Origin of the sequence: Kaistella antarctica (assembly GCF_900109615.1) — a bacterium.
Classification (GTDB): domain Bacteria; phylum Bacteroidota; class Bacteroidia; order Flavobacteriales; family Weeksellaceae; genus Kaistella; species Kaistella antarctica.
The window spans coordinates 24,467-47,597 of the sequence record NZ_FOIX01000002.1 but is presented as its reverse complement, the minus strand read 5'-3'; the positions used below and the strand labels follow the sequence as shown (position 1 = coordinate 47,597).

16 protein-coding genes and 1 tRNA gene are annotated in these 23,131 nt (G+C 35.6%); 4 read left to right on the top strand and 13 right to left on the bottom strand.

Features of this window, described 5'->3' with window-relative positions:
• Positions 1-13: 13 nt before the first annotated feature.
• The 6 genes from BMX49_RS04815 to BMX49_RS04790 all read right to left on the bottom strand — a co-directional run bounded on the left by BMX49_RS04815 (position 14) and on the right by BMX49_RS04790 (position 6,388).
• Positions 14-1,270: an FRG domain-containing protein gene (locus BMX49_RS04815; protein WP_034717277.1), complete on the bottom strand. Its 1,257-nt coding sequence runs from the start codon at positions 1,268-1,270 to the stop codon at positions 14-16.
• 105 nt (positions 1,271-1,375) lie between these two features.
• Complete coding sequence (locus BMX49_RS04810; protein WP_126337190.1) at positions 1,376-2,221, bottom strand: abortive infection system antitoxin AbiGi family protein; 846 nt, start codon at positions 2,219-2,221, stop codon at positions 1,376-1,378.
• Between the two features lie 86 nt (positions 2,222-2,307).
• Positions 2,308-2,967 carry a hypothetical protein gene (locus BMX49_RS04805; protein WP_034717282.1) on the bottom strand — a complete coding sequence of 220 codons (660 nt, stop codon included), beginning with the start codon at positions 2,965-2,967 and terminating at the stop codon, positions 2,308-2,310.
• Between the two features lie 179 nt (positions 2,968-3,146).
• Positions 3,147-3,219: transfer RNA gene (locus BMX49_RS04800), tRNA-Phe, on the bottom strand.
• 85 nt (positions 3,220-3,304) lie between these two features.
• A complete protein-coding gene (locus BMX49_RS04795) occupies positions 3,305-5,143 on the bottom strand; it encodes a bifunctional lysophospholipid acyltransferase family protein/GNAT family N-acetyltransferase (protein ID WP_034717284.1) in 1,839 nt (612 codons plus the stop codon).
• A 6-nt stretch (positions 5,144-5,149) separates the two neighbouring features.
• Positions 5,150-6,388: an aspartate kinase gene (locus BMX49_RS04790; protein ID WP_034717286.1), complete on the bottom strand. Its 1,239-nt coding sequence runs from the start codon at positions 6,386-6,388 to the stop codon at positions 5,150-5,152.
• Between the two features lie 263 nt (positions 6,389-6,651).
• On the opposite strand from BMX49_RS04790, the gene fbp reads away from it, so the two are divergent.
• The 3 genes from fbp to BMX49_RS04775 all read left to right on the top strand — a co-directional run bounded on the left by fbp (position 6,652) and on the right by BMX49_RS04775 (position 9,336).
• Entirely contained in the window at positions 6,652-7,671 is a 1,020-nt protein-coding gene (gene fbp / locus BMX49_RS04785; protein WP_034717288.1) for a class 1 fructose-bisphosphatase, read from the top strand.
• A 164-nt stretch (positions 7,672-7,835) separates the two neighbouring features.
• The gene (locus tag BMX49_RS04780; protein WP_034717291.1) at positions 7,836-8,306 is read left to right on the top strand and encodes a GNAT family N-acetyltransferase; all 471 of its coding nucleotides are present in this window, start codon (positions 7,836-7,838) and stop codon (positions 8,304-8,306) included.
• 25 nt (positions 8,307-8,331) lie between these two features.
• Positions 8,332-9,336, top strand: a complete 1,005-nt coding sequence (locus BMX49_RS04775) for an o-succinylbenzoate synthase (protein WP_034717293.1) — start codon at positions 8,332-8,334, stop codon at positions 9,334-9,336.
• A gap of 89 nt (positions 9,337-9,425) precedes the next feature.
• Here the strand turns inward: BMX49_RS04775 and BMX49_RS04770 are convergent, their stop codons facing one another.
• The 7 genes from BMX49_RS04770 to BMX49_RS04740 all read right to left on the bottom strand — a co-directional run bounded on the left by BMX49_RS04770 (position 9,426) and on the right by BMX49_RS04740 (position 21,010).
• On the bottom strand, positions 9,426-10,139 hold the full coding sequence (locus BMX49_RS04770) for a DUF3575 domain-containing protein (protein WP_034717295.1): 714 nt from the start codon (positions 10,137-10,139) through the stop codon (positions 9,426-9,428).
• Between the two features lie 71 nt (positions 10,140-10,210).
• On the bottom strand, positions 10,211-11,176 hold the full coding sequence (locus BMX49_RS04765; RefSeq protein ID WP_034717296.1) for a YpdA family putative bacillithiol disulfide reductase: 966 nt from the start codon (positions 11,174-11,176) through the stop codon (positions 10,211-10,213).
• An 84-nt stretch (positions 11,177-11,260) separates the two neighbouring features.
• Entirely contained in the window at positions 11,261-15,475 is a 4,215-nt protein-coding gene (locus tag BMX49_RS04760) for an FIDD domain-containing protein (protein ID WP_034717298.1), read from the bottom strand.
• A 552-nt stretch (positions 15,476-16,027) separates the two neighbouring features.
• Entirely contained in the window at positions 16,028-17,149 is a 1,122-nt protein-coding gene (locus tag BMX49_RS04755; protein ID WP_034717300.1) for an alpha/beta hydrolase, read from the bottom strand.
• Positions 17,150-17,400: 251 nt separating this feature from the next.
• Positions 17,401-17,949: a phage tail-like protein gene (locus tag BMX49_RS04750; RefSeq protein WP_034717302.1), complete on the bottom strand. Its 549-nt coding sequence runs from the start codon at positions 17,947-17,949 to the stop codon at positions 17,401-17,403.
• A gap of 55 nt (positions 17,950-18,004) precedes the next feature.
• Entirely contained in the window at positions 18,005-20,368 is a 2,364-nt protein-coding gene (locus BMX49_RS04745; protein WP_051803586.1) for a phage tail-like protein, read from the bottom strand.
• Between the two features lie 75 nt (positions 20,369-20,443).
• Entirely contained in the window at positions 20,444-21,010 is a 567-nt protein-coding gene (locus BMX49_RS04740) for a hypothetical protein (RefSeq protein WP_034717305.1), read from the bottom strand.
• Between the two features lie 386 nt (positions 21,011-21,396).
• Between BMX49_RS04740 and BMX49_RS04735 the strand changes: the two genes are divergently transcribed.
• Complete coding sequence (locus BMX49_RS04735) at positions 21,397-23,070, top strand: glutamine--tRNA ligase/YqeY domain fusion protein (RefSeq protein ID WP_034717500.1); 1,674 nt, start codon at positions 21,397-21,399, stop codon at positions 23,068-23,070.
• Positions 23,071-23,131: the final 61 nt, after the last annotated feature.

The following is a 23,131-nucleotide window of genomic DNA, read 5'->3' as shown; positions in this document are numbered from 1 at the left end:
TTAAAAAAAGTAGTTAACAATTTTCTATTGTTTCACTAAAACAGTTTTGTGCAATTAAACTTGGATTAGGATAAATAAAATTTTTATCAATCCCTTCTTTTTTAATTTTTTCTCGAACATAATCAACCAAGTTCTTATTTATATTATAACACTTTGAAAACCTATAAATAACATCAGTCCTTTCAATTAATTGTTCGTTACCTACTTGTTCAATTGGCTTAAAAGGATCTGAATTCCATATAAATACTCCCTGCTGATTTATTATATTCATACTATTATTTAGAGAAAATTGAATGTCAGTTCCCTCATTGAGGTCAGAAAAATATGTAAGTTCAAAGGTCATTAGTCTTTCGACTTTGGTCAAATAATCAATTAAACCCCTCTGATATAACATTTTAGTTGCCATCTCAAGTCTATTATTGGAAAAAAATTTATTCATTTCTATTTCATTTATACCATCCAACTCTCCATTTTTTACTAAATCATTTTTAAGATGTTCTTTCTTTTTATGAATTCCCTTTTCAATGATACTCACTAAACTTGTAGATATAAGATCTTTTTCTTCTATGTAATAGACACTAAAATATTTTTCAATTTCTCTAACTTCTCCTTTGTCTTCAGAAAAGCTTTCTGTAGCAAAATATAAAGAATTGATAAAACTATTTGTCCAATCAACTAATGGCGTAGGACAACCATAATGCTGTAAAAAACTTAAAACCGCTATATCATTATTTGGACTTATCCCATTTTTTTTAAAAAATTTTTCAAGTATCTTTCCTTGCTGTTTTTTAGCATTCACGATCATTTTTTCGATAAATGATTTATAGTCTATCCCCTTCTCATAAATTTTTTCATTTATCCAATATCGTTGAAGAGAACTATATATTCTAAATTTCGCTTCACTAACACCACGATACAATATTCCTTTTGAATTTTTATTTAGTTCGAAAATTTCGTCAAACTCTTCTTTTGAATCTATATTAACCTGTTCAAAAAAAAATGCTTTTTGTAATGTAGTTTGATACTCGGTCATAAATTCTAACGAAGAAGGTGGAGGTGTGATTTGTGTGGCTTCATAAGCTAAAACGGCAGCTCTAACAATTGAACTAACGGTAGATTCAACAACATTCCCAACTGAATCAAATTTAACTTTGATTAAATCTTCGATTAAATCTTTTGACCATATAGTTTCAACCCCACCATTGTTTAACCAATCTGCGAAAAGTCTAATTCTTGAATTTAAATTGGTCGAAGTAGTTATTTTCTTCATTTAATTCTTTCTATTTAAAATAATATAAAAAATGCAGTCCATGATTTACGCTTAGCAGTCTTAGAAAAAATTGGCATGGAGGGAATTAGAGAACTGTATCATTTATCAGTTCTCACTTTTTTGTAATTCTAACAAAGTTGAAACTTGAACAGGAACATCAAAATTTTCTCTTATAAAGTGTTGCATTTCTTCAACTTCACTATCAGTTTCGACATAAACATATTTAATGTTACCAACTTCAATAGGTAAAACATTATCTACAGTAAAATGCGGTTTTTGTTTGTTAATTATCATCTCATATTCTTCATTCAAAGTTCCATTAGGTTTAAATTGTCTTATATGATTTAAATCAAAAAAACTCTTTCTCCACTCCCTTTCATTATATGCAATTTTTAACTCTCCAACTTTATTTTCAACTTTGAATGCTTTTAATAGTAAAACTTGTTTAAGCGTGTTAACGTAATAGTTTTCAAAAATTTTTTGAATTGATAATAAAAAATCGTCATTGACATTTTCATCGACAGTATCCAATAAATTTTTCACTTCATCACTAATTGGCTTAATGCTGATATGGTTACTAAACGTTTCCCCTTTGCTATCAATACTAAATTTTTTTGCTACATGTAAGACTTGCGGAATAATAGATGTTTCGAAGTTATATGAAAAAACATCACTCATTTCGCTTTGATTTTTTACATAAATAACAGGATTTAAATCAAACTGCTCAATAGCATAATCTCTTTCGAACACGATTCCATAACTACCATAATTAACGACTTCACTTTCCCCGATATCGCGAAATAAAATATTAGAGAAACTGATCATAGGTATGAGAATACTTTCTTTACCGAATATTTCATTAGCATAGGAAGTGTAAAACCCATTCTTTAAAATAGACTTTAAAACTTCCTTTGAATTTGTTAGATGAATGATTTGATTGATTTGTTTCACCACTATAATTTTTTTTCATTTTAAACTGTTACATCATCCTATTATTAATGAAAAGAATAAAATGTCTTAATTGTTGTATTTAATTTTCAGTCTGTGCCAACAATCTTTCTAAATTCATCCTCAATTTCAGTATTTATTTCGAGGAGCTCATTTAATAAAGTTTCAAAAGTTCCACCACTCCAAATTCCTGATATGATAAATCCATCGTTTAGTCCTGCGTTTTCATTTCTTTGCTCAGAAGTCATTTCAGGAAATAACCCACTTTGAAAAGTTGATATAAATTCGTCTACTTTTGGAATTAATCTCTCGATTTTAATACACAGATCTTTATTAAATAATAATTTATTTTTAAAAAACGTTTTCTTAAAATTATGTCTCAATAGGATAATGTGACTTATTAATTCATTGGGATCCGCTTGATCTGAAAAATTCTCACCATTAAGGAGGAAATTTATATGCATATTTAATTCATTAAAATCCTGATAAACTTTATGAATTGCGTCTATTTGATTTTCGTGCAATGACTGAAATTTAAAGAAATCTTTATCAATGGATGATTGATAAATTTTTAGCGTTTTATCAGATGATTCTTCTACGGATCTTTCAATAGTTTTTAGTAAATATTTCCACAAAAAATACAAGGCTATTAAAAATAACACAAAAAGAATTGCAAGAAAAATTCCTTGATCTTTTACTAATTTTATTAAAAACTCACTGTAGTATTCTATATCTTCTTTTGGTGGCATCTAAAAGTTTTTAGTCGATTACGTAAATATACAAACATGTAAGTTAAAATATTTATGTTGTAGACGGATTTCAATCTTTTATCCTATAATCTATGAGCACTTATGATCATAATCGTGCATAATTCGTGCAACACCAAAAAAAAATCACCTACGAGAATCGTAAGTGATTGATATTAAAGTGGTCTCTCCAGGAATCGAACCAGGGACACATGGATTTTCAATCCATTGCTCTACCAACTGAGCTAAGAGACCTTTCGTTAATTGAGTGGTGCAAAAGTAACAACTTTATCCTTATCTCCCAAATCAAATCAACTTATTTTCCTAAATAATCGCAATATTATTGATTATCAGCGTCATTATTTTCTTCCTTGCGAATTTGTTCACTCATTTCTTCCAAAACTGGTTTGATGGTACTCTCTGGTAATTCACTAATTCTAATATACATCAACCCATCAATTGCATCATTAAAACTGGGATCTACATTAAAAGAAATAACTTTCGCATTCTGCTTGATGTATTTCTTAATCAAAACTGGCAAACGCATTTCTGGCTCCAAATCATCGATGATCTTATCGAGTTTATTTAAATCAGATTCTACCTCATCAAAAAATAGATGTTTATCGCGATCCTTTAATTTTACTTTAAACTCGTGCTTCGGATGAATATATTGCGCCACGGCAGAGTCGTAATAGTGCGACCGCATAAACTCAATCATGAGCGATTTCGAAAATTCAGAAAATTTATCAGAGATACTTACGCCGCCCATCAGAAACTTATGTTCTGGATTTCTTAAACAAACATGTACAATCCCACGCCACAAAAGAAAAAGCGGCAAAGGTTTTTGCTGATATTCTGTCGAAATATAGGCCCGTCCCATTTCGATTACTTTGCGGAAAAAGGGACGAAGCTCCGGGTCAAATTCAAAAAGAGAGCTCGTGTAAAAACCATCGATACCGTGCTTCTTCATCACCTCAGCACCCAGCGCCATGCGGTAAGCGCCAACTAATTTCTTTGCATTGCTGTCCCACAGAAAAAGATGATGATAATGCTCATCATAAACATCAAGGTCGAAAGGCAGGTTGCTTCCTTCGCCTATTTTTCTAAAAGTAAGTTCGCGCTGCCGCCCGATCTCGCGCATGATGGAAGGAATTTCGGCATACGTTGCAAAAAACACTTCGTAATTTCCATTTCGGAAAAGCATTTTTTCATTTTTTTGCAACGTTTCTATTTCGTTGACGATATCCTGTCTGGGCGTCTCATCAATAATATTCTGTACCACATTTTCTTCTTTTAGCAAAGGGAAATTGAGTCTTAGATTTGGAATATTTAAACGATCAGCCAGCGATTTTCTTTTTTCATAATAAGATTTCAAAAGATAAATTTTCTTTTGTAAGAATTCACCTAGCTCTTCAATGGTATCATGATCTTCTAAAACTTTTACAGATACGGGTTTACCCAATCGAATGCGAATGGGCTTCTCTCGCTTATACATCATTTCCGACGGTAATAAAAGCGTTTGAAGATCAGGATGAAGCTTTGCAACCTGATAAAAAAGCCGACTATTTTTAGCGTGGAAATACATAGGAACGACGGGAACTTTGGCCATCTTTATTAACTTCAAAGCCGGCTTTTCCCATTTCCTATCCATGATTTCGCCAAACTCATTATTTCGGTTTGAAACTTCGCCAGCTGGGAAAATACCGACACAACCACCACTTTCTAAATGTTTTAAAGTCTCGCGCATTCCAGACGAGCTGTTTTTAAGCTCTTTCCTATTTTCAAAGGGATTGACGGAAATTACGTAAGGTTTCATCGGTTCAATTTTCTCCAATAAAAAATTACCCATGATCTTAAAATCGGGGCGAATTTCAGTGAGGATTTTAGTCATCAAAACGCCATCAATGCCACCAAGAGGATGATTAGAAACCAAAACAAAAGGACCCGTTTTTGGAATTCGTGCTAAGTCTTCTTCAAAAACAATATATTTCAAATCACGATCGCGTACGAAAGAATCGAAAAAATCTTTTCCGACTTTATCTTTGAGTCCATCGTATAATTTATTGACTTTATCAATTCTGGTAAGCCGCATAATTGCCGACGCTGCAGGATTCTTTAAAAATCCCAGTTTACTTAAACCGGACGCTTTTATTAAATCACTTTTAGAAATTAAACTCATTGGCAATTAGTTGGTTATAACCTGTATTGTTTTTTGGGAAATCTGTTCTAGCAATATTTTTTTATTTTGATAAAACTTATTCAATTGCTCTAAATTAGCATTTCTTATGGTATAAAGCGAAACATTTTTTATAATCTCGGTATTGAACTCTTTTTGTAGTTCCTGCTTCAAGTCCTCAATTTTACCGTACATATCTTCCAAACATAAATCTAAGGAAATTGCAGAATTCTGCATCAAAGAAATTTTGATTTTATATTTGGCTAAATGTGCGAATATCTGACTCAAATGCTCTTCTGCAATAAATGAGAAATCACGGGTTGCAATGCGCATCAAATGCTGATTTTCCTTTAAAATAAAAGATTCCTGCTGACTTCTTTTCTCGCTCGCTCCTACTTTGGTTCCAGAACTTTTAGGATCCAAAAATGATTTCACATAAAAAGGAATGTTTTTTTGCTTGAGCGGTTGCAAAGTTTTTGGGTGAATAACTGAAGCTCCATAATAGGCCATTTCAATCGCATCTTCATAAGAAATATGGGTGAGCAACGAGACGTTTTCAAACTTTCTGGGATCCGCGGTCATAACGCCTGGAACATCTTTCCAAATCGTCATGGTTTCGGCATTTAAACAATAAGCAAAAATCGCAGCCGAGTAATCTGAACCTTCTCTGCCGAGAGTGACTGTGAAATTATTATCATCAGACCCGATGAAACCTTGCGTCACATAACATTGGTGTTGATTCAGTGCAGACATTTTCTCTTCCGTCTCTTCCCAATTGATGTTTGCCTCGCGATAGTTGCTGTCGGTTTTTATAAATTCTCGGGCATCGCACCAAGTATTTTCAAACTGAATTTCATTCAAATAAGCACTTAATATTTTAGAGGAAACCATCTCACCACAACTTACTACCTGATCATAAACGAAATTATAATTGGGTGACTTCGTGCGCTTTAAAAATGATTCAACCTCAATAAAAAATGTTGAAATGTCAGCGTAAACAATATGATTCTCGGCAAATAAATCCTGACAAATTTCTAAATGTGTGCGTTTTACTTTTTCGATTTCAGTTTGGTAATCCTCTTTTGCAAAAAAAGCCTCGACCACTTTTTCCAAAGCATTGGTCGTTTTTCCCATGGCAGAAACCACGAGGAGACAATTCTGAAAACCCTGCGTTTCTAAAACCAGGGCTACATTTTTTACACTTTGTGCATCTTTTACGGAGGCGCCTCCAAACTTAAAAACCTTCATCTAAACTCCTCGATATCAATAATTTATTTCACTCAGAGCGCATCTCTGTGAAAAATACTGAGGGTCAAAAATATTAATTATCACCGAATAAAAAAAACTTGGATTCATATTGAGCTTTAGAAACAAAGAATTTCTGCGGTCCTTAAATTTTATGGCTGCTCACTTTATATAAATTAATCGCTGATTTTTGTCATTTAATCAAAACAAATGCTTTAAAATCGGAAGAATTTCACGAAGTTTGTGACAACCCAAAAAATAAAATAATGTCAGAGCAGTCATTTCAAACTCTTGGTGAATTCATCATCGACAAACAAGAAGATTTTTTGTATTCCACTGGTGAACTTTCTCGCCTGCTCAGTGCAATTCGGCTGGCGTCGAAAGTGGTTAATCGCCAAGTGAACAAAGCTGGAATCGCCGATATCATTGGTAAAGTCGGAAATCAAAACATTCAAGGTGAAGAACAACAGAAGTTAGATGTTCTGGCCAATGAAATCTTCATCGAAGCTTTATCTCAAAGAGAAGTAGTCTGTGGAATCGCCTCTGAAGAAAATGACGATTTTATAGAAATTAATACGCATTCCAACGCTCACTTGAGTAAATATGTGGTGTTAATTGACCCGTTAGATGGCTCGTCAAACATTGATGTAAACGTTTCTGTAGGAACAATTTTCTCGATTTACAGAAGGGTTTCAGAACCAGGAACACCCGTGGTGCTCGAAGATTTCTTACAAAAAGGAGTTAATCAAATTGCGGCTGGATATGTTGTCTATGGCTCATCGACAATGATTGTTTACACGACCGGAAATGGCGTAAATGGTTTTACACTAGACCCGAGTTTGGGAACATATTACCTTTCTCACCCCAATATGCAATTCTCGCGCACTGGAAACATTTATTCCATTAACGAAGGGAATTATGTTCATTTTCCACAAGGGGTAAAAGATTATATTAAATTTTGTCAGAAAGAAGAAGAAGATCGGCCGTACACGTCCCGTTATATCGGAAGTTTGGTCTCTGATTTTCACCGAAATATGATTAAAGGTGGAATCTATATTTACCCTTCAACATCGCAATCACCCACCGGAAAACTGCGACTTTTATACGAATGTAATCCAATGGCATTTTTGGCAGAACAAGCCGGCGGTAAATGCACTGATGGTTTCCAGCGTATTATGGAAATTGAACCAACCGAACTTCATCAAAGAGTTCCCTTTTTCTGCGGAAGTTATGATATGGTGGAAAAGGCAGAGGAGTTTATGAAAAACGCACATCCACAATCTTAATTTTTTAAGCCAATTTCACTTCGTCGACATATAATTTCTATTATTTTTTTTGAAGCTATTTCCCGCTATCCGCTTTATCTTTTTGCTTTTCTTCAAAAAACAAAAAGGATATCGCTTCTATCGGGGCTAGGGTGAATCGTTCTTCCGACAAAACTTCGCACTTTATGAAACCAGTAAAGATAGTAAGAGCGTTGCCAAGTGATCATTCTGCCTTGACAGAGATCACCATGGATGGTAAATCATTTTGGGGTTATTCGACACAGCAATTGTCAACTTGGGAAAAAGAACTAACGATAAGCTCGCAATACGTTTCAGAAAACGAAACGTATCAATTAGTTTTAGGTGATGAAATTATTGGGTTCTATGCTTGTCTTAAATTAAGTGACGTTCATTTAAAACTGGATCATTTATTTTTACTTCAAAATTTCATCGGCAAAGGATTTGGCCAATTGTTATTAAATGATTTTTTGAAAAGAGCGCAAGAATCGAATACCCGCGATATAATTTTAGAGGCGGATCCAAACGCCGAAAATTTTTATAAAAAATTTGGATTTATAACTTACGACCAACGGGAATCTTCTATCAAAGGAAGGTTTTTACCACTAATGAAATTAGATTTTAACAAAATAATCTGATACTTTCTTTTCTATTTAATTACCTATGAAAACAGCAACTTTTAAACAATATATTCTAGAATTCAAACAAGCCAGCGGAACTTCCCGTGGAGTTTTGACGACCAAAGAAACTTATTTCTTGGAAGTTTTTGACGGTGATAAAAAAGGAATCGGCGAATGTGGAATTTTCCGAGGATTAAGTTTTGAGGATATTCCCGAATACGAAGAAATGCTGAAATGGCTGTGCGACAACATCAATGAGAATAAGAAAACGCTGCGCAAAGAATTGCTGCACTTTCCCTCGATTTGGTTTGGTTACGAACAGGCGATGTTGAATTTGAAACACGGCGAAGATCTTTATTTCCCGAGCGAATTTTCAGAAGGATATTCATCTTTAAAAATCAACGGTTTAATCTGGATGGGCGAGGCAGATTTTATGAAGCAGCAAATCGAAGAAAAATTAAACCAAGGTTTTCACTGTCTCAAACTGAAAATCGGCATAGACTGGAAAGCTGAGAAAGAAATCTTAAAACAACTAAGAGAGAAATTCGGAAAAGAGGATCTCGAATTAAGAGTCGATGCAAACGGAGGCTTTACTTTTGAAGAAGCGAAAATTGTTTTGCAAGAGCTCGCAGATTTAGATATTCATTCGATTGAACAACCTATTAAAGCTGGGAATATTGAGGAAATGGCTGAACTTTGTAAAAATACGCCGACCCCAATTGCGCTAGATGAAGAACTGATCGGCGTTTTAAATTTCGATGATAAAAAAGAACTTCTAGAAAAGATCAATCCACAGTTTATTATTTTGAAACCCTCTTTAGTTGGTGGGTTTTCCGGAACAGATGAATGGATTTCATTTGCCGAAGCTAAAAAAATCGGCTGGTGGATTACGTCTGCTTTAGAAAGTAATCTCGGCCTGAATGCGATTGCACAATATGTCTTTACCAAAAACCCAAAAATCCCGCAAGGCTTAGGAACGGGCGGATTGTTTACTAATAATTTAGAAACCCGATTGGTGTTGCATGGCGACGAATTAATGATGAGATAGTCACTTTGTCAAAGTTTAAAATCTTTGACAAAGTTGAATTTTATTTTTATTTAAAGGGTCAGAACTTCAATCTATAATAAGAAAATTTCTTAAAAACGATAACCTACAGAAAGACCAGATCTTACTCCGGCCCACGGTCCGTCAACAAGAATGTTGGCGCCATTTGCGTCGGTTGTTGACGTGTATTTTACGAATGGAATATCCAGACCGTCAATTTTTTTCTTTAATTCCTGTTGCTCCGCTGGACTCAACGTTCTGTTAGAAGTTCCTCTGAAATCTCCTTTGCCTTTGCCATAATGACCACCTGCCATCCAGAAATCCAGAACCCAGTTATCGGTTTTACCTAAAAACCACTGAGCTCCAACCATTAATCCCGCACTGTTTCCGCTGGCTTTACCAGAAATCTTAAGAGGAACGTCGCCCATACCATAATTTCCAGTTAAGACAATGTTATCAGCATTAAAGGAAGTGTATCGGTAATATGGCGCCAGATAAAAACCATGTCCGTAGCCCTTACCCAGATATATTCGGGGTTCGATCGTGAAATTGGTGAGCGAGACTTCAACATTTGAAAGCTCGGTATCTTTGATGTAACTTTTACTGAAAGGAACACTGCCCTTTCCCATGGATCCAAAGCCAATGGCGACAGAAAACTTCTGATTAATAATTCGCTCGTACGTGAGGTTTACGTTGCGGAAGGCGTACGCGGTGACATTGGTTTTCACAATATTCATTTTGTCATCAGCTGAATTCTGTGCACCTACAGTTGCCGAAATCAGGAGTGCGAAAATTATTTTATTCATAAGATATGGTTAAGAAGTTTTTTTTTAAGATCAATCAAATATATTGAATAAATTACAGCCTTACCACGAAATCAATTCGAAGATGCTAAAATATGTTTCACAATAATTTCGGCGTGAATACGGGAGTTCTCGATAAACCAAAGGTGCGTGTCTTTTCCACCGCAAACCACTCCTGCTAAATACAAACCAGGAACATTCGTCTCCATCGTTTGTTCATTATACAATGGATTTAAGCAATCTCCTATCAATTCGATTCCAGCATTTTTTAGAAATTCAAAATCGGGTAAATAGCCAGTCATTGCGAGAACGAAATCATTTTCTATCGTCTGGATTTTTTGGTTTTCATCTTTAAAAATAATTGCATGTGCCGTAATTTCTATAACCTCAGCATTAAAGTAAGCAGCGATACTTCCTTCCTTAATCCGATTTTCGATGTCTGGTTTTACCCAATATTTTACACTTTTTGAAATCTCAGAATGGCGAATAATCATGGTGACTTCTGCTCCTTTTCGATAGGTTTCCAGCGTGGCGTCGATGGCAGAATTGCTGGAGCCGATAACGGCAACCTTCTGTTGTGCATAAGGATAAGGCTCAGAATAATAATGGTTTACTTTGGGTAAATCTTCTCCTTTGACATTCATTAAATTGGGAAGATCATAGAAACCTGTGGCGATGATTACCTTTTTAGCTTGATAAGTTGCTTTTGAAGTTTCCACCAAGAAATTCTGGTCCTGGCTGACTTTTAAAACCTTTTCATACAAGTTGATATTAAGGCTTTTCTGACGGGTAATTCCCTGATAGTATTCCAAAGCATCTCTCCTACCAGGTTTTGGAGCGGTGGTGATAAAAGGAATTTCAGCAATTTCTAATTTATCAGCCGTGGAGAAGAAAGTCATGTATAAAGGATAATTGTACAGCGAATTGACAATTGTTCCCTTTTCAATGATCAGGTAAGACAATCCAGCTTTCTGTGCTTCCAGGGCGCAGTTTAAGCCAATTGGTCCGCCACCGATAATGATGATATCGTATAATTTCATGGTGCAAAGGTATTGAACTGAAATTTCTCTAAGTTAAAATGGAGTTGAGAATTTGCAACTAGCCAGTCAGAAAGTTTATAAGAATTAATTTCTATTCTTTAACAAAACCCAACCATTAAAAACTCGACCATCTGCCATGGTCAAAACATACCAATACGAATCTGAAGAAACGATTCGTCCATGGATTTTACCGTCCCAAACCAGGCGAGTTGCACTTTCCTGTTCGTATATTTTCTCCTTGAATCGGTTGAACACTTTTAGATTTGTTTTCTCGCCTCCAAAAACATTCAAATCATCGATGATCCAGGTGTCATTAATACCGTCGTCATTTGGAGTGAAAGCGTTTTTAATATCGAGAACCAAACCTTTTTTGATGGTTGGCAAACAAGTGGAGTCAAAAAATTTAACATAGAAAGTTGTTACTCCAAGAGGAAGATTATAAAATACATTGGTGTCCTGATAATTAATACCATCAATGGAATAAAGTATTTTTCTACTTCCCGTGGCGATGACGGTATAGGAATTCCCATTCGGGATAAGGTTGGTAATGACTGGACCTTCATATTCTTTTACAAGTACATCACCAGTAAAGAAACAGTTATTTGAAGCGGTAACTGTTAAGGTATAAATGCCAGCGGTTTTTACTCCTTTCAATTCTTTGCTTGTTGAAACCACATTTCCTGCGGGATTTATCCATTCGAAACTTACAAGATCGAGGGCTGGAAAATCGGGATTAATATCGACAAAACCACCTGGGCAGAAATCATATGCTGGCAAGCTGAACATTGGAGTTTTCTTTAAGCTAAGTTTAATTTCAACTTTTTCTGGACAAAAGCCCGCTGCGCTAACCTTCGCATAAATTTTTTGAGGTCCCGAATTTTCAGTAAACGCATATTCATGCGGATCAAGTATTCTGTTGGTTCCCTTATTAATGTCTAAAACAGTGGGATAATATTCAAATGTAGCTCCTGCATAAATCGTTTTTTCTAAACGCGTTAGATCAATATTTTCGATGCGGTCATTGTCTTGATCACATTCATTAATCATAAAAGGTTTGGACCTGTCTATGGTAATCTTTGTACCGAAACTAAGATCAATAAAGGCCGTATCAAAACATCCCGGAATAACTTGAATCCGCACCCAAATTCTGGTAACAGAGGGATTGAAGCTGAATTTCTCTGGATTTTTAATAGCATTGGCTTCAGACTGCGCCTCCGATTTAGTATAGTAAAAAGTGAAAATATTTTCCGGATGTGCGGTATAAACCATTTTGTCGGTAAAGTCGGTTAAATCAACATCTACTAAGCCATCGAGGTTGTCGTCGCATAGATTACTGATGACAGAATTTCTTCCTTTCGGTGGAACATAGGTCTTAAGTTCAATTGGCGCTACAGAATAACAGCCCATGGGCGACGTAAATCTCACCCAAACACTCTTTTCTGATTTATTGGTTACGACCGTTGAGCTAATTCTTGCCGCAGGAGCCCCAAGGTTTGCGGCAACTTTTGTGAGATAGTATGTAACCTTTATATCTGCCAAGGCAAGAGAATTTTCGCTGTCAATAAATAACTGGGGCAGAGCATCTGCCAGATTAAAAGATTCATTGAGATCAAAGTTGTAATCACATTTTCTCAGTACTGCAGGTTTTAGAACGATCGTTGGTAAAAAGCTCAACGCAATATCTAGCCTACTCACAGAAAAACAACGGCCGGCAGAAACTTTTACGAAAACAACGGTGGCGTTCGGAATTATAAATTCTTTTGGTTTTGCTATTAAGCCAGTTAAAGAATTATTTGTAGGATTATAGCCTGTGTAATATTGAAAGTTGACGGTATTAGCGCCCTTGTAAATTTCCTTCTCATATTTCGTTAAATCAAATGGTTCCAAGCCGTCATTGTTATTATCACACACGGAATCCAACACAATCTTCACAGCTTCTTTAATCACAGGCGTTGGCGTGAGAACGATGTCGATTGGAAATATATCTGAACAAGTATAAGAAACGATTTTCACAAAAAGTTGACTTCTCTCTTGAACAATGTAGTTTGTTAGAGCATTAAGATTAAAGTTGGAGTTGGCATCCTCGCGAGTTTTAAAATAATAGACAGTACCGCTCTGTCCACCCAGGATGTCTTTGCTTAAGGTAGAAATTACCACATTTTCTTGGCCGTCATTATAAACATCACAGATTTCAAACTTTGATTGTTTAATGATTACATGAACCAGATTAATTTTAATCGCCTTTACCGCATAGCAATCTGACCCATCCGAAAATTTCACGTAGAATGTTTTTGAAACTAAATTCCCGTTATCAGTAATCGTTTGTAAATTTGAGATGGGAATAGATTTAGGATCTACTGCAGCAGCCATTGATTGAAAAAATGTGGTATTAATACCAATTGGAGACTGCAACAACATGGCAGATGCATAGTCCTTCAAATTAACATCTACATCTTGAATACCATCAAAACAAATATAAATAGTATCGTCTTTGGCTAAAATTTTTGTAAACTTAATATTAAGATTAATGGTACCAATACTGAAGCAACCGCCGGGTATTTCTACGCGCACAAAAACCTGATACAGTCCCTCTCTAATCGTAGTCAATGTAGAACCCGTTCCTACAAATGCTTGTTGATATGTTGCATAAAATCGTAACGTGGCGTTTGGCTCTGAGGTTACTAATCCTCCTAGAATAGTATTAAATTCAAATGGCTCCGTACCGTCACCCAGATAATCACAGGATTTAATTTCATAATCTATAGGCGAATTGATGATCGGTGCGCGATTAAATTTTATGGTAATAGGACCAAAAGTCTGACTACAGCTTCCAGTTTTGTAGCGAACGTAAAGCTGAAAATTATCTGTTAAATTAGCGGTCTTAACCTCGTTTAAATTCGCATCAGCATTTGCTTGAGATAGAAAATAATGAACCGTTCCATTTAAAGGAAAGGAAAATAATTTTGAATTAAAGTTAGAAAGTTGAAAATTACTTTCTACGCCATCATTATTAATATCACAAATCGGAAGGCTAGTGGGTAAACTTCCTGAAATCAATTGAAGGTTCAAGGTTGATATCCTAAAACAATTGGGATCTGCAGGATTTTCCACGCGCACGAAAAAAATTTTATTCGCATCTAATACAAAACTCGTGTCTTCCGAATCCCCGCCCAGTATTGCTTCTTCTTCCGAATTATAAAACTTAAAAACAAAATTATCTGAATTTTTGGGCGTAAGTTCTTTTAAGTATTCGTTAGTATTAAGATCCACATTAAAGGAGGTTCCCCCACAGAAAATTTTTGTAAAATCTTTGGCGACTGGGTAATCTGTCGCAAATGTTACGGAAGAGGTATCTTTCAAAATCAAATCCAAATTGCCGCAAATATTATATTTAACTTCTACGGAGTAATCTTCATCTTTTTCAGGACAAACGCTGACCGTTTCACCGTTTCCAATAATCTCTTTATTAGAATCATACCACGTAATTTCCGGAATGATCAATGCTCCAGCTGGCGTAAATTTCCACCCTTCATTTTGTGCCTGCCAATTACCTGTATTTCTTTGAGGGGGCGAATAACCCAATGAGCCATCGGCGTTAATGATTCCCAGGAGAGAATTCTCAAATTTTGCCGTCGCACAAATCAGCGGTTTAGTTTCCACAAAAACCTCAATCGTATTGGTTCCCTCCGACAAAACAATCTGGGAAGTTGAGGTATCAGTACATCCTAGAATTCTTCCTTTGTAGAAGTTGACAATAAATTTCCGAAAGGGCGCAGTCCCAACCACAGCGTAATAAATTTCAGAATCATTATCGTTAGAAAAAACTAAATCGCTGAAAACCCCGAAGATCATGTTTTTCGGAAGTGCAATATTAGGAATTTGATAATCGATATTAGGGTAATTTATTTTTCCTAATTGATTGGTATCAAATGTAATTACGCCGTTGCTCCCTACGACTACTTCACTGTAATTATTACCGAAATAACAAAAATTAAACGGAATTTTTACTTTGTTTGTGAATGAATCGTCAGCATCGACTTTAAGTGCTGTTCCTGCGTTAAAGGCAACGTAGGGAAAAAATTCTGCAGTTGAAACTGAATAGGAGGTGGTCTGATAAAATTCCGGGACCGTTGTTTTAAGTGTTAAACAATTCCCAGTTAATGGATAAGCACAGTCTATGACTGGATTTTCATTCCCGAAAACATCAGTTATCTTGACGTAATTATTTAGTTGCTGACCTATTACAGGACAGCAAAATAATAAAAAGGCTAAAGTGAAAAAAATTATTCGTCGCTGCATAACATACAGTTAAATTTTCTTGTTATTTACCTTTCAAAATTTGTGTTGATGATGGGAGAAACTCCCCTTGAATTGAAGGTGCAATCTACACCATTTTTACCGAAATAAATTTATTATGTTAAATGAGTTTTGTCATATCGGTATTTTCCAAATAATATAAGCATCATAAAAAACCGTATAACACCTTATATAACAATATTTTTATTGTCTTTCAACAGTGTAAGAGCAATAAGCAATCCACTAATTTTTTAAAACGAAAAAAAAGATAATTAAAGATTATAGAAATGGATAAAATACATCTCAATTTAATTAAAAGAGATTTATTTAAATTTAAACTCATGGTATTTTTAATCAAAGCTTTGAATAATATTTCTTACCACATTCTAGTAATTGGGTAAAAAATACTATATAAAACACTACTAGGTTAAAATAATCAATAGTTTTAAATAAGAATATTTTTGGCTACTCACAAAACTTATTTGAAAAGTTAAGTGGATATAGAATTGAAGTGAAAAGTTTTTTGTGTAAAATAAAATAATAAAATAAAGTTTTTTAAGCTAATAAATAGGATTGGTCTCCCATCTTTTTGCGTTTTGCAATCAATTTTTGATCGATATCATTCAAGACGGCGATAATATCTCCCTGCACCTCAGAGCTGGACAAGTAATTCCAATGACTGCCAACTTGAAATTTAAAAGATGTTTTAAGGTCATTTTTTACCTCCGTACAATCGACCACGGAGATGATATCTGTAATTTTAGAAAATGTACTGGGACCCATTTTACCTAAACGTGGCGAAAGGATATTTTTGGAAAATTGCGAAATGGCTAAAACGGCATCTTTCCGATTCACATAAACCGTAACGCGATTCGCTAGTTTCGGAAGTTTGACGAAGGACTCCTCCGACTCTTCGAAAACTCTAAAACTTACGTCAGCACTTAGCAAGATTACCTGATCGATCACGCGGGTTATATTTTCGGTTTTCAAACTGTAAAGCATGCTTTGCAACAGTCTGTTTCCCATACTGTGCGCAATAATATGAATTCGCTGATGGCAAGGAGCTAGATCTTTCTCAGAGAAAATATCTTTCATAAACTGGATATAAAAATAAAATAATCGAAGCAGAGAATTTCCAGAATTAATGCTGGAGGCTTTATCATCAAAATAAGTGAGCGGAAAAACAGAGCTCGAAGCTGGCCAGCTAATGAACAAAATATGATTCACTGGCGATGACGGATTATCGATGTACATTTTTTTCAACTCGAGAATTGACTGTAGCTCTTCATCAAAATCATACGCATAACCATGAATGAAAATTAAAACATCATTTCTTTGTTTGGTGGCCGACATTTCTTTGTAGAGATCATAAAACATTTTCTGAGTTCCACCAAGATTGGCGCTGGTCAACTTTGATTCCGCTAATTTTTTCTCTTTTCGTAGAACTTCCAACACGTCTTGATAACCGCTTTTCTGCGGTTCCGAAAGTATTTTGTAATTTAAAATAGCTCTTCCCTTGTAGTTTTTTTTCTTTAATTCTTCTTTCGTCGGTTCTTTCCAGCCGTCGAAATTGCATTTTGCGATTCTAAAATTTGGCAAAGAAATTTCTTCATTCGAAAAAGATTCTTTACCGTTTTCCATCAGGATTCTTCGGTTGCTTAAAATAAATACAGACATGGCTTTGTGTTTTTATGGTTGTTTTTATTGAAAATAAAGTTACATTTTTTTGGCGAAACCAAGTGTTTTCTCCAGGATTTAAAAATGTTAAACCTTTAGAAACCAAAACAATGTAGAGAGAAACCACTCACAAACCTGAGTCGCACTAATATTTAAAAGTAATTAAAAACAAAAAAAAAGTTGCAGAAAAAGAGTTTTTTAATCCTTCTTCTACAACTTGTAATAGATAGTTTTAATTTATTCGTTACTTCTTAGGGCTTCCAAAAAGTCCAGTTAGCGCCATTAAAAACAGCTAACCTTTTTCCGCCTGCTTTATTCACATAAACCATCATTCCAGGAGCTGGATCCTTAACATCTGCCGTTTTTTCAACCATCGGAAGCACCATTGCTTTCGTTGAGGATTCCAAAACTAACACCCCATCCGCCTCAGAAGTTATTGCTCCGATAATAGCTCTTGCTTTTACATCTTCTTTAATAGTAGTCGGCTGAATAGTTAATTTGGAGGAAATGTCAGCTTCATTTCTGCTGCTGAGATCAAACCATGTTGGAGTTCCATTATAGTATAACACTTTTGCTTTCAAAGGATTTCTGGCATCAAGCAAGATTGTTCCTTCGACCAAGCCAGGTCCAGAAGGTAAGGTCTGAACATATGGCAGGATGATTCCTTTGTTTTGCCCCGCAGCAAAATCCAATAAAACAGCAGCCTTAGTTGTTGCGGTTCCAACAGCATCACCGATAATGACCTGCGAAAATGCGGTAGACGAAATTGCGAGCAGGAAAATTGAAAATATATTTTTCATTATTTTTTTCTTTAATATTAAAAGTTCTAATTCATTAATAAACAATGACGTCTTATTATGGACACGCTGATTGAGAAAAACATTTCCAAGCGCCATCAGAATACAATTTCAGACATTTGTCTGTAGTATCGTACACCATCATTCCTTCTTGTGGAGGATTTATGAAACCAAGATTTACTTTTGCGATTCTGGTAATTACAAAACCTCGAGAGTTAGATTCTAAAGCAATGTGACCTGATTTCCGAACCATTGGCCATTTATCAGCATCATCATTTCCAGCTCTGCTTAATAAGGTAATTCCCATTTTGGTATCCGTTCCCAAGCCTAGACCACTTGGCGCTTCATAACATGGCGGGTAAAAAACATCTGTTGACTTGATATTGTTACAATTGCCACCCAATCCATTATTGGTACATTCATATTGGGCATCAGTTGGCGGAACGTTTATATCAGTATTAGTTGCATCTGGATCAGTTACATCGTTCGGACGTAAAATAGTGGCTTTAAAGTTTTGATTTCCGGTCAGTGCAGTGGCGGAAACTTTTACCGTAAAAGTGTAGGTAATCTCGCAACCATTTGGCAAATTAAGATTAGAACTATACGTTCTCGTAGCCACATCGTAAGAAATTGCAAGCGCTTGCGTACCACATCCATTACCATTAAATGTTAAACTTTGTCGATCATAACCAATAGGCAAAGTAAATGTGAACTTAGAACCAGTTACGGGATCGGGTCCATTATTTTTAGCTTTAACCGTGAGAAGAAGGGTTTCGCCCAGATTGACAATCGTTTTATCTGCAGTGACTTGAGAAATAAGTAAATCTGCAATTCGCACATTGATTGCGGTGGTAATTGTAACCTTCTCTCCTACTATAAAAGTCCAGGTATCGATAGATTTGTTATCGCCAAATAAATTGGTACTTCCAGATCCTCCCTGCCCCCATATGTGACCATTCTCATTGCTTTTAATTCCGAGACTATTTGTAGGAGACAAATGGCTATTATTTTTCGGGTCAGAATATCTTCCTCTCGGAGCATTAGTACCATTAGTACCATTTGTTACGTCAGTATCGTTCCAATAAACTTTATCAGTAACCACATTATTAAGATTTCCATTCTCCAAAAGTTCCAGGATAAAACCTTTCTGATTATACTCCATGTCAATAAAAGGGAAATGTACTTCACCTCCCTGAAACTGAACCGTAACTTCTGCTGGGAAAGTTCCTGAGGGTAAAGAAGCTCCGTTTCCATCCTTTCCGTCCCATAAAACTTTATTGGGTCCATTTGTCGCCGCCGCGTTAAGGGTGCGTGTTACAAATGCAGGTAGGCCGATACTTTTAATAGTAATTAAATAATTTCCTTGAGCATTCGTTGTAAAATTAACAAAACCACCTTTATTACTCACCTGACCCGGCACACCTTCTACTCCAGTTAGGGAAATACCAGTTACATTTGCAATGGCCGCTGAGCCATTTAACCACGTAGATCCTCCTGGAACAGATCCATTTGCAGTTGTGGGTAAATTTGGTGCTGGCAAAGCATAAAATATTTTATGGGTAATCTGCGAGGTAGTGTCCGAAACCCTAGGATCTTGTACGTTAGAACCGGTTATATTAGAAAAATTTAAACTTTTGTAGAGCGGTATTTTTGTAGTGGGATTTACAAAACCATTATTGTTTACGAAAAAAGTAAAATATAAACCATTATTTCCATTGTTATTTACTCTATAGGTATAACCATCTTTTGTTAAAACATACATGAGACCATTAAATCCGTTAGTTTCTCCACCACTACTTCCATTATTTAAATTAAAGACGTTACTGTAAACACGTCCTTTTACAAATAAAGTTCCTAAATCATTGATAACAGAAATGTCCCAGGCCATGATGGACGAATTAGAAGCTTGAACAAATGGACCGTCGGCAATAGTAACCGCGGCACCATCAGCAGTACCTCTGGCCAGAAATTCTACGCGGTAAATTCCGGTACCTCCAGTAGGAACCGTGTAATAAATCGGAGCGTATGTCCCGCCAGTTGGTGTCCCACTGAGCTGTGGGCCCGCCAATTCTGCAGCACGATTTGCAATCAACCCATTATTAGTTGCGTCATTAACTACTATTGTTCCGGAAGGATCATACAATTGAATTGCAGAAACGTTTCCCGCGAGTTGAGCGCTTGAAGCTAAAGTGATTTTTTCGCCGACTTTTGCGTAAACGTAATGGGTTCCGGTGGTTGGAAATGGATAATTCGTTACAACTGATGTACTTGATCGCAACGCAGCTCGAATTCCAGCTTTACCAAGCGGAAAAAGATCTTTGGAGCCATCTGCAAAAAGTTGATTGCTGCTAAAGATTAAGAGAATGGCAACCAAGCCTAATTTAAAACTAAAATTGTTTTTTAGTAGATATAATTTGTTCATTAAATTAAATTTAAAAAGTGTGAACTACCGCCAACAATCAATATTGTGGTGATAGCTTTTAAAATGAATAAGGATTTAAGATAGCGCCAGAAACGGCGGCGGTCGTGTGTAGAATGAATTTACACTTCTAGAAATAGAATTATTACGCACGTACCATCCTAATTCCGATTTTTGAGTGCGGAAATTAAATACAAATTTATGACCTGTATCTAAGACGGAAGATTGGAATTTTGATTTACAGTAATTGGTACTTCCTAAAAAAGCAAAAACAGTTGACTTCGATTTTTGATGAAAATCACGATCGCTAGTGGGAAGATTAAAAATATAGGTGATTTTTGGAACATGATACTGCCTCTCGGCAACCTTAAGCGGCAGAACTTTAACTTTAGCTAAATCCTTTTTGACGGGACTTTTTTCTGCTGGAGAGTTCTCAGGTACAGATATATAGATCAGCTCTGTCTTGGAGCGTTGAGTGAGATCAGTTACACTGGCACCATTTACCAGATAAATTACAGCGTGATTTGAAGGTTGTTCTGCTGATTCACTTTTGCTTTGATGATAGACAACGGTATCTCCGTACATCTTAGCATCACCTTGAAGTGTCAGTTTACTTTCACCCTTGAAAAAGATTTGTGCAGACAACTGCGAAGATGTCAAAAGTAACAATACAAAAAAACAACCTCTCAATAAAATTGAATTGCATTTTAATGTAATGGGAGTTAAGCTTTTGGATGAAGCGATAAGAAATTTTTATTATACTACGAAGATGCAGATTTTTAGATAATTGAACAAATATTTGCACCTGTATTCAGTCATAAATTAGCATCTTTATTGACATTGGACAGACTCAATAACGTAACTCGCTGAGAGGGTCAGCATAAAATTGAGTAAATGTTTTTATAATATGGCAAATTAACAAACTAAGCTTAAAAAGTGCTTCTATTCTTATTTAATTCTTCTCAAATGAGCTGATTTTCTGCTTTTTTCTTTTACACACTTTTCACTAAATTTGCCGAATGAACAATCCCATGGAAGAAGATAAAAAATCCCTCAATTTTATTGAGCAAATTATAGAAGAAGATTTAGCCAACGGCTTTCCTCAAAATAAACTGCGTTTTCGTTTCCCGCCAGAACCAAATGGATATTTACATATCGGTCATACGAAAGCTATCTGTATCAATTTTGGTATGGGGGAAAAATATGGCGCTCCCGTGAATTTGCGTTTTGATGATACCAATCCTGAAAAAGAAGAACAGGAATTTGTAGATTCTATTAAGGCTGATATCGATTGGTTGGGTTTTAAATACGACCAGGAATTGTATGCTTCTGATTATTTCGATCAGTTATATAATTGGGCTGTTCAAATGATTAATGATGGTAAAGCTTACGTAGATGAGCAACCATCAGCCATAATTACGGAACAAAGAAAAACTCCTTTTGAAGATGGCGTTGAATCTCCTTTTAGAAATCGCCCAGTTGAAGAAAGTTTAGAACTTTTTTATAAAATGAAAAACGGAGAATTCGAAGAAGGTGCAATGTCACTTCGGGCAAAAATTGACATGACCTCTCCGAATATGAATATGCGTGATCCTGTGATGTACCGGATTTTAAAAAGAGCCCATCATCGAACTGGCGAACAATGGAAAATTTATCCGATGTACGATTGGGCGCATGGTGAGTCTGATTATATAGAGCAAATTTCACACTCTTTGTGTTCCTTAGAATTTGAAAATCACCGTCCGTTATACGATTGGTATTTGGATCAAGTTTATGATAAAGAGTTGGTAAGAAATAAACAGCGTGAATTTGCACGAATGAATGTCTCTTACATGATTACGTCTAAACGAAAACTACAAAGATTAGTTGCAGAAAACGCAGTTACTGGCTGGGACGATCCTAGAATGCCAACCATTTCTGGAATGCGAAGATTGGGCTTTACGCCTACTTCGATTAAAAATTTCATCGATAGAGTTGGTGTTGCCAAAAGAGAAAACTTAATTGATATTCAACTGCTTGAATTTTTTGTTCGTGAAGATTTAAATAAAATTGCGACTCGAGTGATGGCAGTTGTTGATCCCGTGAAATTAGTGATTACCAACTATCCCGAACATGAAGAGGAATTACTGGAAACAGAAAATAACCCAGAACAGGAAAATGCAGGAATGAGAGAAATTCCGTTTTCGAGAGAATTGTATATCGAGCGGGAAGACTTTAAAGAAGAAGGAAATAAAAAATTCTTCAGACTTAAATTAGGCGGCGAAGTTCGGTTGAAATCTGCGTACATCATCAAAGCAGAAAGCGTAGATAAAGATGAGAATGGCGAAATCACCACTATTTATGCAACTTACGATGAGAAAAGTAAATCTGGAAGTGGAACGGAAGAAAGTCTGCGAAAAGTTAAAGGCACTTTGCATTGGGTTTCAGCCAAACATGCAATTCCAGTTGAAGTAAGAATTTACGATCGACTGTTTACAACACCACAACCAGATGCTGAGAAAGATGTTGATTTCTTGCAATTCATTAATCCAGAAAGTTTAAAAACCGTGAAAGGATTTGCAGAACCAAGTTTAAAAGAAGCCGAAATCGGTCATCATTACCAATTTCAAAGAATCGGATACTTCACCAAAGACCGAGATTCTTCTACAGAAAAACTGGTTTTCAATAGAACGGTCACCTTGAAAGATGGATACAAACCTGAATAACTATTGACCATATCATAAACTAAAACTTCGGATCTTTTCCGGAGTTTTTTTTCGATTTAAG